13 protein-coding genes are annotated in these 14,820 nt (G+C 59.9%); 12 read left to right on the forward strand and 1 reads right to left on the reverse strand.

The genetic code is table 11. The annotated features are described in order from the left end of the window. Positions 1–123: 123 nt before the first annotated feature. From ffh to K0H47_RS27270, 12 genes are all read left to right on the forward strand, one after another. Positions 124–1,500: a signal recognition particle protein gene (ffh, locus tag K0H47_RS27215; RefSeq protein ID WP_003209589.1), complete on the forward strand. Its 1,377-nt coding sequence runs from the start codon at positions 124–126 to the stop codon at positions 1,498–1,500. A gap of 250 nt (positions 1,501–1,750) precedes the next feature. Beyond that, on the forward strand, positions 1,751–2,002 hold the full coding sequence (gene rpsP / locus K0H47_RS27220; RefSeq protein ID WP_003209587.1) for a 30S ribosomal protein S16: 252 nt from the start codon (positions 1,751–1,753) through the stop codon (positions 2,000–2,002). A gap of 5 nt (positions 2,003–2,007) precedes the next feature. Next, complete coding sequence (gene rimM, locus K0H47_RS27225; protein WP_010565276.1) at positions 2,008–2,544, forward strand: ribosome maturation factor RimM; 537 nt, start codon at positions 2,008–2,010, stop codon at positions 2,542–2,544. A gap of 43 nt (positions 2,545–2,587) precedes the next feature. Then, positions 2,588–3,298, forward strand: coding sequence for a tRNA (guanosine(37)-N1)-methyltransferase TrmD (trmD, locus tag K0H47_RS27230; RefSeq protein ID WP_231988895.1), 711 nt, complete (start codon positions 2,588–2,590; stop codon positions 3,296–3,298). A 45-nt stretch (positions 3,299–3,343) separates the two neighbouring features. Continuing rightward, entirely contained in the window at positions 3,344–3,694 is a 351-nt protein-coding gene (gene rplS / locus K0H47_RS27235) for a 50S ribosomal protein L19 (RefSeq protein ID WP_003175895.1), read from the forward strand. A gap of 84 nt (positions 3,695–3,778) precedes the next feature. Then, the gene (locus tag K0H47_RS27240; RefSeq protein ID WP_063032965.1) at positions 3,779–4,192 is read left to right on the forward strand and encodes an acyl-CoA thioesterase; all 414 of its coding nucleotides are present in this window, start codon (positions 3,779–3,781) and stop codon (positions 4,190–4,192) included. A gap of 236 nt (positions 4,193–4,428) precedes the next feature. Next, on the forward strand, positions 4,429–5,325 hold the full coding sequence (gene xerD / locus K0H47_RS27245; RefSeq protein ID WP_219273913.1) for a site-specific tyrosine recombinase XerD: 897 nt from the start codon (positions 4,429–4,431) through the stop codon (positions 5,323–5,325). A gap of 154 nt (positions 5,326–5,479) precedes the next feature. Continuing rightward, positions 5,480–6,211, forward strand: a complete 732-nt coding sequence (locus K0H47_RS27250) for a thioredoxin fold domain-containing protein (RefSeq protein WP_219273914.1) — start codon at positions 5,480–5,482, stop codon at positions 6,209–6,211. Positions 6,212–6,337: 126 nt separating this feature from the next. Continuing rightward, a complete protein-coding gene (locus K0H47_RS27255) occupies positions 6,338–7,642 on the forward strand; it encodes a homoserine dehydrogenase (RefSeq protein ID WP_017478702.1) in 1,305 nt (434 codons plus the stop codon). Between the two features lie 67 nt (positions 7,643–7,709). Continuing rightward, positions 7,710–9,119 carry a threonine synthase gene (thrC, locus tag K0H47_RS27260; protein ID WP_003209579.1) on the forward strand — a complete coding sequence of 470 codons (1,410 nt, stop codon included), beginning with the start codon at positions 7,710–7,712 and terminating at the stop codon, positions 9,117–9,119. A 109-nt stretch (positions 9,120–9,228) separates the two neighbouring features. Then, positions 9,229–12,810, forward strand: coding sequence for a transporter substrate-binding domain-containing protein (locus K0H47_RS27265; RefSeq protein ID WP_219273915.1), 3,582 nt, complete (start codon positions 9,229–9,231; stop codon positions 12,808–12,810). 72 nt (positions 12,811–12,882) lie between these two features. Then, entirely contained in the window at positions 12,883–14,127 is a 1,245-nt protein-coding gene (locus tag K0H47_RS27270; RefSeq protein ID WP_219273916.1) for an EAL domain-containing protein, read from the forward strand. Here K0H47_RS27270 and K0H47_RS27275 read toward each other — a convergent pair. Continuing rightward, on the reverse strand, positions 14,096–14,749 hold the full coding sequence (locus K0H47_RS27275) for a response regulator transcription factor (RefSeq protein WP_219273917.1): 654 nt from the start codon (positions 14,747–14,749) through the stop codon (positions 14,096–14,098). The genes K0H47_RS27270 and K0H47_RS27275 overlap by 32 nt on opposite strands. Positions 14,750–14,820 lie beyond the last annotated feature (71 nt).

Raw genomic sequence — 14,820 nt, forward strand, 5'->3', positions numbered from 1 at the left:
CGCGACCTGCCCACGCCGCAGGCTCGCCGAGCGCTGTTTTTAATAGCGATTTACCACAGCCTGGGCCGCCATTACCTCGGTCTAACAATGCATTTCGATGAATAGGGCCTGAAAGGATCGCGCATGTTTGAAAATCTGACTGACCGTCTCTCGCAGACGCTGCGCCATGTCACCGGCAAGGCCAAGCTGACCGAGGACAATATTAAAGACACCCTGCGTGAAGTGCGCATGGCGTTGCTGGAAGCCGACGTCGCCTTGCCGGTGGTGAAGGACTTCGTCAACTCGGTCAAAGAGCGCGCGGTCGGCACTGAAGTGTCCCGCAGCCTGACCCCGGGCCAGGCCTTTGTGAAGATCGTCCAGGCCGAACTCGAAAGCCTGATGGGCGCGGCCAACGAAGATTTGAACCTCAGCGCCGTGCCGCCAGCCGTTGTGCTGATGGCTGGCCTGCAAGGTGCGGGTAAAACCACCACCGCCGGCAAACTGGCGCGCTTCCTTAAAGAGCGCAAGAAGAAGTCGGTGATGGTGGTGTCTGCGGACGTTTACCGTCCGGCCGCGATCAAACAGCTGGAAATGCTCGCGGGCGAAGTGGGTGTGACCTTCTTCCCGTCCGACCTGAGCCAGAAGCCGGTCGATATCGCCCAGGCGGCTATTAAAGAAGCCAAGCTGAAATTCATCGACGTGGTCATCGTCGATACCGCCGGTCGCCTGCACATCGATGAAGAGATGATGGGCGAGATCAAGGCGCTGCATGCCGCGATCAACCCGGTAGAGACTCTGTTCGTGGTCGACGCCATGACCGGCCAGGATGCGGCCAACACCGCCAAGGCCTTTGGTGATGCGCTGCCGCTGACCGGTGTGATCCTGACCAAGGTCGACGGCGACGCTCGTGGCGGTGCCGCCTTGTCGGTGCGTGCGATTACCGGCAAGCCGATCAAGTTCATTGGTATGGGCGAGAAGAGCGAAGCGCTCGAGCCGTTCCACCCTGAGCGGATCGCCTCGCGTATCCTCGGCATGGGCGACGTGCTCAGCCTGATCGAGCAAGCGGAAGCGACCCTCGACAAGGACAAGGCAGACAAACTTGCTAAAAAGCTGAAGAAGGGCAAGGGCTTCGACCTCGAAGACTTCCGCGACCAGCTGCAACAGATGAAGAACATGGGCGGTCTCGGCGGCCTGATGGACAAGCTGCCGAACATCGGCGGCGTGAACCTGGCGCAAATGGGCAATGCCCAGGGCGCGGCAGAGAAGCAATTCAAGCAGATGGAAGCCATCATCAATTCCATGACCCCGGCCGAGCGCCGCGACCCTGAGCTGATCAGCGGTTCGCGCAAACGTCGGATCGCCATGGGTTCCGGCACCCAGGTGCAGGACATCGGTCGCTTGATCAAGCAGCACAAGCAGATGCAGAAGATGATGAAGAAATTCTCCGCAAAAGGCGGAATGGCCAAGATGATGCGCGGCATGGGCGGTATGTTGCCCGGCGGCGGCATGCCGAAAATGTAAAGAATTCGAGCAGAAGTTCGCTTCTGCTCCGACCCACACGGATGTGGGATCTCCAGCAAACCCGCCATTGGCGGGAGCTGACTTGCCGTTTTAACCGACGGCTCTATAGCAGATCTGAATGGCACGCTGATAGGCGCCAGAAAAAGACATTTGCAAAAGTCCGGATATTCCTTAGAATATGCGGCCTTTCGGGCACCTATGCCCGCTGTGCATTTAGATTTGCAGCACCGACTACAGGAACGATGTTCACATGCTAACAATCCGTCTTGCCCTTGGCGGCTCCAAAAAGCGCCCGTTTTACCACTTGACCGTAACTGACAGCCGCAACCCACGTGACGGCTCTCACAAGGAACAAGTTGGCTTCTTCAACCCGATCGCTCGTGGTCAAGAAGTCCGTCTGTCCGTGAACCAAGAGCGCGTAGCCTACTGGCTGAGCGTTGGTGCACAACCTTCTGAGCGCGTTGCTCAGTTGTTGAAGGATGCATCTAAGGCTGCGGCCTGAGCAATATGAACGCGACGCCAGCGGTTGCTGATGATTTGATCGTTATCGGCAAGATTTATTCTGTTCATGGCGTTCGCGGCGAAGTGAAGGTGTATTCCTTTACTGATCCGACTGAAAACCTGTTGCAGTACAAGACCTGGACGCTCAAGCGCGAAGGTAGTGTGAAACAGGTAGAGCTGGTCAGTGGACGCGGGAACGACAAGTTCCTGGTCGCAAAGCTCAAGGGTCTTGATGATCGTGAAGAAGCTCGTCTTCTGGCCGGTTATGAGATCTGCGTGCCGCGCAACCTGTTCCCTGAATTGACCGACGGCGAGTACTACTGGTACCAGCTGGAAGGTCTGAAGGTTATTGATCAACTCGGGCAATTGCTCGGGAAAATCGATCATCTTCTGGAAACCGGCGCCAATGATGTAATGGTGGTCAAGCCTTGCGCTGGCAGCCTGGATGATCGTGAACGCCTGTTGCCCTATACAGAGCAATGCGTGTTGGCCGTCGACCTGGCAGCGGGCGAGATGAAGGTGGAATGGGACGCGGATTTCTAACGTGGCTAACCTGCGCGTTGAAGTGATCAGTTTGTTTCCCGAGATGTTTTCCGCCATCAGCGAGTACGGCATCACCAGTCGGGCGGTGAAACAGGGGCTCTTGCAGCTCACCTGTTGGAACCCGCGAGACTACACGACAGATCGACATCACACTGTGGACGACCGCCCATTTGGCGGTGGCCCGGGCATGGTGATGAAGATCAAGCCCCTGGAAGACGCGTTGGTTCAGGCCAAGGCAGCCGCCGGGGAGAAGGCGAAGGTAATTTACCTGTCCCCTCAAGGCCGTCAGCTGAATCAGTCGGCGGTACGCGAGTTGGCGAATCTGGAAGCATTAATCCTGATTGCCGGTCGCTATGAAGGCATTGACGAGCGGTTTATTGAAGCTCATGTCGATGAAGAGTGGTCGATTGGGGACTATGTCCTGTCTGGCGGCGAGCTGCCGGCGATGGTCCTGATAGATGCGGTTACACGACTGCTGCCTGGAGCTTTAGGGCATGCGGACTCCGCGGAGGAAGATTCCTTCACGGATGGTTTGCTGGATTGCCCGCACTACACCCGACCGGAGGTGTATGCGGATCAGCGTGTTCCCGACGTATTGCTAAGTGGCAATCACGCACACATCCGGCGTTGGCGTTTACAGCAGTCCCTCGGGCGGACCTATGAACGACGCGCCGATCTTCTGGAAAGCCGCTCGCTTTCTGGAGAAGAGAAGAAGCTGCTCGAGGAATACATCCTTGGGCGGGACGATAGTTAACAACGTATCGATGGTAGGTCCGACGACTTACCTTAGGAGCACAGCATGACTAACAAAATCATCCTTGCACTCGAAGCAGAGCAGATGACCAAAGAGATCCCTACCTTTGCCCCGGGCGACACCATCGTCGTTCAGGTGAAAGTGAAGGAAGGCGACCGTTCGCGTCTGCAAGCGTTCGAAGGCGTGGTAATTGCCAAGCGTAACCGTGGTGTGAACAGTGCTTTCACTGTTCGTAAAATCTCCAACGGTGTTGGCGTAGAGCGTACTTTCCAGACCTACAGCCCGCAAATCGACAGCATGGCCGTTAAACGTCGCGGTGACGTACGTAAAGCCAAGCTGTACTACCTGCGTGACCTGTCCGGTAAAGCAGCTCGCATCAAGGAAAAACTGGCTTAAGTCCAGCTTCCCGATGCAGAAAAAAGCAGCCTACGGGCTGCTTTTTTGTTGCCTGAAATTTGTCTTTTTCCCCGGTATCTATTCATGACTACCCGCCTCGAAGAAATTCAGCGTCGTACTGACCTTTCCGTTACCCATGTGACCAAAGCCGTTTTCCCACCGACTACCAACCACCACAACACGCTGTTCGGCGGTACCGCACTGGCATGGATGGACGAAGTGTCGTTCATTACGGCTACGCGTTTCTGCCGCTTGCCGCTTGTGACGGTCTCCACCGACCGTATCGATTTCAATCACGCGATACCGGCGGGCTCCATCGTTGAACTGATCGGTCGCGTGATCAAGGTGGGTAACACCAGCCTCAAGGTCCAGGTGGAAGTATTTGTCGAAAGCATGAGCGCTGACGGACGAGAAAAGGCCATCCAGGGTGTGTTCAGTTTTGTCGCGATTGATACTGACAAACGACCGGTGCCCGTGCTGCCAGGGTTTGCCGACTGATCCTGAGTCGAGTCGCTTTTGTGGCGAGGGAGCTTGCTCCCGTTGGGCTGCGCAGCGGCCCTGAAACCTGCAATAGAAGTCTCTCTGTTGGGCCTCATGGTCAGTCAGGGCCGCTTCGCGCCCCAGCGGGAGCAAGCTCCCTCGCCACAGATTATTTGCCCGCCTTCATTGATGTGTAGATGCCTGTGCTGCGATAGGATCTACCCGACACCGCCACTTTCCCAGCCTGAGCCCTCATGCCCGCCATTGACCATCCCCATATAGACCGCTTCCTCGATGCCCTATGGCTGGAAAAAGGCCTGTCAGACAACACCCGCCAGGCTTACCGCAGTGACCTGGCGTTGTTCAATGGCTGGCTGCAGGAGAAAAACCTCGAGCTGCTCAACGCCGGTCGCGAGCTGATTCTTGACCATTTGTCCTGGCGTCTGGAGCAAAACTACAAACCTCGTTCTACCGCGCGTTTTCTGTCCGGCGTACGTGGCTTTTATCGCTACCTGCTGCGGGAAAAGCTGATCGCTGTCGACCCAACCCTGCAAATCGACATGCCACAGTTGGGCCGGCCATTGCCCAAATCCCTGTCGGAAGCCGACGTTGAAGCCCTGCTCGCAGCCCCGGACTTGAGCGAGGCCATCGGCCAGCGCGACCGCGCCATGCTGGAAGTGCTCTATGCCTGCGGCCTGCGCGTCACCGAGCTGATCAGCCTGACCCTGGAACAGGTCAATCTGCGCCAGGGCGTATTGCGGGTGATGGGCAAGGGCAGCAAGGAGCGCCTGGTGCCCATGGGCGAAGAGGCGATTGTGTGGATCGAACGCTACATGCGCGACGCCCGCAGCGAGTTGCTCAACGGTCGACCCAGCGATGTGCTGTTCCCCAGCCAGCGTGGCGAGCAGATGACCCGCCAGACCTTCTGGCATCGCATCAAGCATCAGGCCAAGGTCGCGGGGATCGGCAAGTCGCTGTCGCCCCACACCCTGCGTCACGCGTTCGCCACGCATTTGCTCAACCACGGCGCGGATTTGCGCGTGGTTCAAATGCTCCTGGGCCACAGCGACTTATCCACCACCCAGATCTACACCCACGTGGCCCGGGCGCGTTTGCAGGAGATGCACGCCAAGCACCATCCCCGCGGATGAAAATCACATCGGAAAAACCCCAATTTCCCCGCGACTGGCTGCCCTGCGGCCCAACTGTGGTAGGCTTTGCCGGTTCGCAAAGGGGACGGCCCAAACCCGTGTTTGAAGATCGGTGTTCCTGCTCCCGTCCCTGCATCTGCCTTCAGGAGTTCCCATGCGCTTGACCCAGATTTTCGCCATCGCAGCCATTGCGTTGGTCTCCACCTTTGCCGTCGCCGATGACGCCGCAGAAAAGACAATCCGCAAGAGCCTGGAAGCCCTCCAGCTCGATACCCCGATTGAAAGCATCAGCGCCAGCCCGATGACCGGCCTGTATGAAGTCAAGCTCAAGGGCAGCCGCGTGCTGTACGCCAGCGCCGATGGCCAGTACATCGTCCAGGGCTACCTGTTCCAGTTGAAAGACGGCAAGCCGGTGAACCTCACCGAGAAAGCCGAGCGCCTGGGTGTGTCCAAGCTGATCAACGGCATTCCGGTGGCTGAAACCGTGGTTTACCCGGCCATTGGCGAAACCAAGACCCACATCACCGTCTTTACCGACACCACTTGCCCGTACTGCCACAAGCTGCACGCCGAAGTGCCTGAGCTGAACAAGCTCGGCGTTGAAGTGCGTTACGTGGCGTTCCCGCGCCAGGGCCTGGGTTCGCCGGGTGACGAGCAGTTGCAAGCTGTCTGGTGTTCGGCCGACAAGAAAGCCGCCATGGACAAGATGGTCGATGGCAAGGAAATCAAGGCCGCCAAGTGCGCCAACCCGGTTTCCAAGCAGTTCGCCCTCGGCCAGTCGATTGGTGTGAGCGGCACGCCGGCCATCGTTTTGGCTGACGGTCAGGTGATTCCGGGCTACCAGCCGGCGCCGCAAGTTGCCAAACTGGCACTCAACGCAAAGTAAGCAAAATCGTCGAGCCTTGACGATCATGACTCGCCGACAGTTCGGCGGGTCATTAATAGAGAGCCGCAGTTGTGCGGCTGTTTTCACGGCCGACCTTGAGTCGGCCGTTTCATGGGGAGTTCTTCAGTGAAACCGGTCAAAGTAGGCATCTGTGGGTTAGGGACCGTCGGTGGCGGCACCTTCAACGTACTTCAGCGTAACGCTGAAGAAATTTCCCGCCGTGCAGGGCGTGAGATTGAAGTGGCGCAAATTGCCACGCGTACGCCAAAGCCTCAGTTCCAAACGACCGGTATTGCGATTACCAACGATGTCTTCGAAGTCGCCACCAACCCTGAAATCGATATCGTCATCGAACTGGTGGGCGGCTACACCGTGGCCCGCGAGCTGGTGCTCAAGGCGATCGAGAACGGCAAGCACGTGGTCACCGCCAACAAGGCGCTGATCGCCGTACACGGCAACGAGATCTTCGCCAAGGCCCGCGAGAAGGGCGTGATCGTAGCGTTCGAAGCTGCGGTTGCCGGTGGTATCCCGGTGATCAAGGCGATCCGTGAAGGCCTGTCCGCCAACCGCATCAATTGGGTAGCCGGCATCATCAACGGCACCGGTAACTTCATCCTCACCGAAATGCGCGAGAAGGGCCGTACCTTCGAAGACGTGCTGGCCGAAGCCCAGGCCCTGGGTTACGCCGAAGCCGATCCGACCTTCGACGTTGAAGGCATCGACGCTGCCCACAAGCTGACGATCCTGGCGTCCATCGCCTTTGGTATCCCGCTGCAGTTCGACAAGGCCTACACCGAAGGCATCACCAAGCTGACCACCGCCGACGTGAACTACGCGGAAGCCCTGGGCTACCGCATCAAGCACCTCGGTGTAGCGCGCAGCACCCCGGCCGGTATCGAGTTGCGTGTGCACCCGACGCTGATCCCGGCCGACCGCCTGATCGCCAACGTCAATGGCGTGATGAACGCCGTGATGGTCAACGGTGATGCTGCCGGTTCGACCCTTTTCTACGGCGCCGGCGCCGGCATGGAGCCGACCGCTTCGTCGGTGATCGCCGACCTGGTGGACGTGGTTCGCGCCATGACCAGCGACCCGGAAAACCGCGTACCGCACCTGGCCTTCCAGCCGGACTCGCTGTCGGCCCACCCGATCCTGCCGATCGAAGCCTGCGAAAGTGCCTACTACCTGCGCATTCAGGCCAAGGATCATCCGGGCGTGCTCGCTCAGGTGGCCAGCATCCTGTCGGAGCGCGGCATCAACATTGAATCGATCATGCAGAAGGAAGTCGAAGAACAAGACGGCCTGGTGCCCATGATCCTGCTGACCCACCGTGTGCTGGAACAGCACATCAACGATGCCATCGCCGCGCTTGAAGCGTTGCAGGGTGTGGTTGGGCCGGTGGTGCGGATTCGCGTCGAACACCTGAACTAATCGTTTTGCGGCAAGGGCCCCACGCGTTCGGCGGCCCTTGTTCAAGCATGCTCTAGAGGAGCCAGTCATGCGTTATATCAGCACCCGCGGCCAGGCACCGGCCCTGAATTTCGAAGACGTTTTGCTGGCCGGTCTGGCCACTGACGGCGGCCTGTACGTGCCGGAAAACCTGCCACGCTTCACCCAGGAAGAAATCGCATCCTGGGCCGGCCTGCCGTACCACGAGCTGGCGTTCCGGGTCATGCGCCCGTTCGTCACCGGCAGCATCCCGGATGCGGATTTCAAGAAGATCCTGGAAGAAACCTACGGCGTGTTTTCCCACAGCGCCATCGCCCCGTTGCGTCAACTGAACGGCAACGAATGGGTCCTGGAGCTGTTCCACGGCCCGACCCTGGCGTTCAAGGATTTCGCCCTGCAACTGCTGGGTCGCCTGTTGGACTACGTGTTGGAAAAACGCGGCGAGCGCGTGGTGATCATCGGCGCCACTTCCGGTGATACCGGCTCGGCGGCGATCGAAGGTTGCAAGCACTGCGAAAACGTCGACATCTTCATCCTGCACCCGCACAACCGCGTGTCGGAAGTGCAGCGTCGGCAGATGACCACGATCTTCGGTGAGAACATCCACAACATCGCGATCGAAGGCAACTTCGATGACTGCCAGGAAATGGTCAAGGCCAGCTTCGCCGACCAGAGCTTCCTCAAGGGCACGCGCCTGGTGGCGGTGAACTCGATCAACTGGGCCCGGATCATGGCCCAGATCGTCTACTACTTCCATGCGTCCCTGCAGTTGGGCGGCCCGGCGCGTTCGGTGTCGTTCTCGGTGCCAACCGGCAACTTCGGCGACATCTTCGCCGGTTACCTGGCGCGCAACATGGGCCTGCCGATCAACCAGTTGATCGTCGCCACCAACCGCAACGACATCCTGCACCGCTTCATGAGTGGCAACCAGTACGTCAAGGAAACGCTGCACGCCACGCTGTCGCCGTCGATGGACATCATGGTGTCGTCGAACTTCGAACGCTTGCTGTTCGACATGCACGGTCGCAACGGCGCTGCCCTGGCTGGCCTGATGGACAGCTTCAAGCAAGGTGGCGGTTTCAGCGTCGAGCAAGAGCGCTGGACCGAAACCCGCAAGCTGTTCGACTCCCTGGCCGTGGATGATGCAGAAACCTGCGAGACCATTGCCGAAGTCTACGCCCAGACCGGCGAACTGCTGGACCCGCACACCGCCATTGGCGTCAAGGCCGCGCGCGAATGCCGTCGCAGCCTGGACATCCCGATGGTAATTCTCGGCACTGCGCACCCGGTCAAATTCCCGGAAGCGGTGGAGAAGGCGGGTGTTGGCAAGGCGCTGGAATTGCCGCCGCACCTCACCGACCTGTTTGAGCGTGAAGAGCGTTGCACGGTATTGGCCAATGACCTGAAAGCGGTGCAGGCGTTTGTCAGCCAGCATGGCAATCGCGGCAAGCCACTCTGAGCCAACGGCTTTACGTGGTAGCTCAAGCCCGTCCTCGTGACGGGCTTTTTCATTCTGGCGAGCCATACTTGCGCGGCGACCAACAAGAATAATCAAGGAAACCCAACCGGTGTATTTATCGACCCGCGCGTGTGTGTGGCTGGCAGGTGTGCTGTTGCTTGTGCAGGGTTCGGCAAGCCTCGCGGCTGTCAGCCTGCCGTTCAAGCTGGTACCGGCGTTCATTGCCCTGGAGCCCATGCCCCTGACGGCCAGCGAGCAGCAATGGCTGGCGGCGCATCGACCGTTGAAGGTGGGCATCTCGATTGATGACTATCAGCCAATTGATATCACCCGCGACCGCAATCGCTACCAGGGCATCAGCGCCGATTATCTCAGCCTGATCGGCGCGCGCCTGAATGCACCGATGCAAGTCCTGGGCTTCGCCGAGCGGGCGCAGGCGGTGGAAGCCTTGCGTAACGGCACCATCGATATTCTCACCAGTGCCAACGGTTATGAGCGCGACGTATCGGGGCTGCGCTTTACCGAAGACTACATGCCGGATCGTTCGGTGGTGGTTGTGCGCCGGGATGACACCACCCAGAACGAAGACCTCAAGGACAAGAAGCTGGTGTTGCTGGACGGCTACGCCAACGTCAAGAACGTCCATCTCGCATATCCCGGCAGCCACATCATGCTGGCACCGAATCTCTACAGCGGCCTGGAAGCGCTGAAGCAAGGTGATGCCGATGCGTTTATCGGCAACGAAGTGATCGTGCGCGCCTACAAGTCTTTGCGGCCCTACCTGGGCTTGCAGATCAAGGTGGAAAGCCGGCTGGCACCCATCGGTTTCGCCTTTGCCACACGGGAGGCCGACCCGCTGCTGGGGACGATGATGGACCAGGCGCTGGCGAGCATCGATGACTCCGTGCGGCGGGAGATCCTCGCGCGCTGGACCACCGGCCTGGGCGTCGGCATTGCCGCCGAGCGCATCGCCTTGTCGGCCCAGGAGCGGGCCTGGGTGCTCCAGCATCCCCATGTGGTGGTGGCATCCCAACAACTCTCGCCCTATGTATTCAAGGACAAGGACGGCCAATGGGTAGGGCTGAATGTGGACCTGCTCAACCGCATTTCACGCATGACCGGCTTGCAGTTCGTCATGGAGGAAGTGTCTTCCACGGCGCAAACCCTGGCGTTGCTGGAAACGGGCAGGGCGGATATGAACACCACGTTGGCCGAAAATCAGGAGCGCAAGGCATTCCTGAATTTCAGCCATGGTTTTGGGGGTTCCGGCTGGGTGTTTATCCAACGTGCGGACGCACCGCCAGTGGCCAGTTTGAGCGAGCTGTCAGGCAAGGTCCTGGCGCTGCCGGCACGCCATGTCCTGGAGGGGTACATTCGTCGCGAGCACCCCGGGATCAAGCTGCACCCGGTGGATAACTATGCCCAGGCCCGTGAGCTGGTAACGCAGGGCCGCGCGGCGGCGACGATCCAAAGTGAAGTGGAAGTTCAGAGTTACCCGGCCGATGAGCTGCGCATTGGTCGCAGTGTCGAGGGCAAGTGGTCGGCCAACAGCCTGTCGGTGCGCAAGGACCAACCGGAACTGTTGAGCATTTTGAACAAGGCACTGGAAGCGCTGCCGGTCGCGGAGTTGAGTGCTTTGCGCTTGCGTTGGCTGGGTACCGTGCCGGTCCCGGTGCCGGCCTGGCAGCGCGTGCCGCCATGGGCCTATTGGACGGTCGCCATGGCGTTGCTGTTTGTGCTGGTGTCCCTGGCCTGGAACAGCCGCCTCAAGCGCCAGATTCGCCAGCGCCTGCAGGCCGAGCAACGGCTCAACGACCAGTTGGCATTTAAACGCGCGTTGCTGGATGGCATGCCCAACCCGGTGTTTGTCCGTGATCTGGAAGGACGCCTGGTGACCTGCAACACCCGCTATGAACAACAGTTGAACACCCGGCGTGAGCACATCCAGGGCCTGACGCTGATGGAAAGCGGATTGATGCCTGACGCAACGGCTGCGCGCCTGCACGCCGGCCATATGGAACAGTTGGCGACCCAGCAGTCGCTGTTCGTCGATCGGCAACTGGAGTTCAACGGCGGGGCGTTTCATGTCTATCAGTGGACGGTGCCGTTCTTTGACGCCAAGGGCCAATTGCAAGGGTTGCTCGGTGGCTGGATCGACATCAACGAGCGCAAGGTCCTGGAGCACCAACTGATGGATGCGCGCCAGGCTGCTGATGAAGCGAACTACGCCAAAAGCGCCTTTCTCTCGACCCTGAGCCACGAGATTCGCACGCCGATGACCGCCATCATCGGCCTGCTTGAGTTGGAGCAAGAGCGTGCCCTGGCCGAAGGCAATCCGGTGTCTGAAGCGCTGCGGGTAGCCCATCGCTCGGCACGTGAGTTGATTGCCCTGATGGGTGACAGCCTGGACCTGGCGAAGATTGAAGCCGGTTATCTGCAACTGGCGCCGCAGACCACTGACTTGAAAGCGTTCTTTGAGGGCATACAGCGGCTGTTTGAAGCCATGGCGCAGAAAAAAGGCCTGCACTTGACCCTCGCCTTCGATCCGGCGGCGCAAGGGCACTACTGGTTCGACCCGCTGCGCCTGCGCCAGGTGATCCATAACCTGTTGGGCAATGCGATTAAATTCACCCAGCACGGCGAGGTTCGGGTCAGTGTCGCGCGCAAGCTCGACCAGGCGGGAGCTGAATACTTGCACATCTGCGTGGAGGACAGCGGCCTGGGTATCAGCATCGAGCAGCAGGCGCGGGTGTTCAAACCGTTTATCCAGGTCAGTGCAATGACGGCTGCCGAGCACGGTGGCACGGGGCTGGGCTTGAGCATCTGTCAGCAACTGGTGGAGTTGATGGGCGGCAGCATCACCTTGAGCAGTGTTGTGGGACAGGGCACGGTGGTGTGCATCGAGCTGTACCTGGACCGGGTCAGCAGCGACGACGTGCCGGCGGCACCTGCGGTGTTGTTGCCCGTCGCCGGCCGCAGCCTGTCGGTGCTGGTGGTGGATGACCTGCCGGCCAACCGTTTGGTACTGGCTCAGCAGTTACAGTTCCTCGGCCATCAGGTGGTGGCCGTCGACTCGGCGGAGGCGGCCTTGCAGCGTTGGCGCCATGAGGTGTTTGATGTCCTGGTCACCGATTGCAACATGCCGGGCATGTCCGGCTACGCCTTGAGCGAGGCCATCCGTCGGCTTGAAACCCAGGAGCAACGGCCACGCCTGGCGTTGGTAGGTTGCACGGCCAATGCCCTGGATGATGAACAGCAGCGTTGCCGGGAGGCGGGAATGGATGAACTGCTGGTCAAGCCCGTGACCCTTGAACACTGGACGCGCGTGCTCGCCCGGGTGGCGCCTGCGCGCTCTTTCAGTATCGAAACCTTGCGCACCATGACCCAGGCCGACGGGCCGGTTTTGCTGCGGATGTTGGAGGAACTGGCGAGGAGCCTTGAGCAGGAACATAACTTGATGGTCGCCGCTATGACGGACCACGACCAGGCCCGGCTGGCCGCTTCGCTGCACCGCCTGAAGGGCATTTGCTGCCTGGTGGATGCGTTGCCGCTGGCCAAGGCCTGTGTGGCGCTGGAAGGCTGTCTTCGGGAACAGCGCAACGCTGAGGTTGAAATGCATTGGTTAGCGCTGCGCGAGGCATTGGTCGAGTTCCAGCGCGAGCTTGATACCTATCTGGATCGGTCCGAATAAGACATGTCCTATGGGGAATGCGCGGGGTTTTTACTAGTCTGCGCACCCTCGCTTGTCCCCGGTAAAGTTTTCATGCGTTCCCTCAAAGTCCTGATCCTCGAAGATAACCCGTTCCAATTGATGGCCCTGCATCAGATGCTCAATGCCAACGGCGTATTCAATGTACGCACTGCCGAAACGGTTGACGCCGCTCGGCAGTCACTGGAGAGCAAGGGCGCGGTGGACATTGCGATTTGCGATCTGTACCTGGAGCAGGGCGATGGCCTGGAGCTGATCCGCGAACTGGCTGAACGTCGCCAGGCTCAGGTGTTGATCTTGTTGAGCAATGCCGAGCCCGAGGTGTTGGAGGGCGTGGCGAACATGGCGCGGCAGTTGGGGCTCAACGTGCTCGGCTGCTTGCCCAAGCCCGCATCGGCAACGTTGATCGGGCAAGTCCTGACGGCGTGCCAGGAACGCCTGCGGCCCGGGCCGGCGGCGATGTCCTGGGAGCAGGTGCGCCAGTTGCTGGGTTTGAGCGAAATCGAGGTGTTGCCACCTTCAGCCGATCTGAGCCAGGCGGTTATCGCACGCTGTGGCACGGTCTGGTATCAGCCCATCGTCAGCCAGGCCGGTGCGTTGCAAGGTGTTGAAGCGCTGGCGCGCTGGCAGCTTCCTGAAGGCGGGCTGCTGTTGCCTGATGAGTTTCTACCGGTGCTGGAGTTTGCCGGAATGGAAGAGGCGTTTACCTGGCACGTGTTGGAGCAAGCGCTGGGCCTGGCGGCACACGTCATGCGCGAGACCGGCCAGGCGCTGCCGGTGGCGGTGAATATCCCAGGGCGAATGCTGGAGCGCGCGCACTTTCCCCAAGTGCTGCAAGGCTTGCTGCAACTTCACGGCGTGCCCGCTCACGGCCTGACCCTCGAACTGGTGGAAACCTCGCGCTTGAACACCGACAGCGCCCACGTCACCGGCTTGCTGCGTTTGCGGATGATGGGGTGCAAGCTGTCCATTGGTGATTTCGGCGTGGGTGGCACCAGCCTGCAACGCTTGCTGGAATTACCCTTCAGCGAATTGAAGATCCCGCCGGCGTTTGCCAGCGGCATGGCCAGGGACGATCGCAAGGCAGCAGTGGTTGCCGGCGCCATGAGTATGGCGGGGCGACTGGGTGTGGGGGTGGTGGTGACCGGGGTTGAAAGTGCCGCCGATTATCACGCGGTGAGTGAGTTGGGGGCTGCGTGGTTGCAAGGCTGTTTTATCGCCCGGCCCATGGATGCCGAGGCACTGAAACAGTGGATCGCGTTTCAGGCTAGGCCAGCCCGTGTTCCTGCACATAGATAAATAACGCCGCGTCGTTGCTCAGGCCCAGCTTGCGCATGGCGCTGACTTTTTGCGCGCTGACGGTCTGCTTGCTGCGATGAAGATTCGCGGCGATCTCGCCTACCGTCAAGCCTCCGGCCAACAGGCGAATGACTTCCAGTTCACGGGGTGACAGTTGATCCTGGGAGTACACGCGATCGACACCTGCCAGGTTCAGTGACTGGCTGATGGTCTGGGCCACGTAACGTCGCTGCAGGCGTACCTGGCGGATCGCTTCAGGCAATTCGTCCGCGAGACTGGCCTTGCTCAGCAGGCCCATGACGCCCAACTCCAGGATGGCGTGGAACAGGCCAGCGTTGTTCAGCATGGTCACCACCACAATGGGCAGGGCCGGGTGATGCCGGCGCAGTTGTTCAATCAGGCGCAAACCGTCGGCCTGGGGCTCGGCGGGCATCATGAAGTCGGTGACCAGTACGTCACAGGGGCAGTGTTGCAGTAGCTCGGCAAGTGCCTGGGGTGAATTGGCTTCACCGACGATGGTCAGCCGTTCGTCACGTTCCAGGACCGCCCGCAGACCGATGAGAAAAATCGGATGGTCGTCGGCGAGTACGATGCGCAATGGCTTATCAGACGCTTCTTTCAATACAGGCTCCCGGGGTAATTTGGGGATTCTAGCCTGTTAATGGGAGGGATGGCCGGAGTGGCGTTTTAACG

Origin of the sequence: Pseudomonas sp. Xaverov 83 (genome assembly GCF_019352905.1) — a bacterium.
In the GTDB taxonomy this organism is placed as follows: Bacteria; Pseudomonadota; Gammaproteobacteria; order Pseudomonadales; family Pseudomonadaceae; genus Aquipseudomonas; species Aquipseudomonas yamanorum.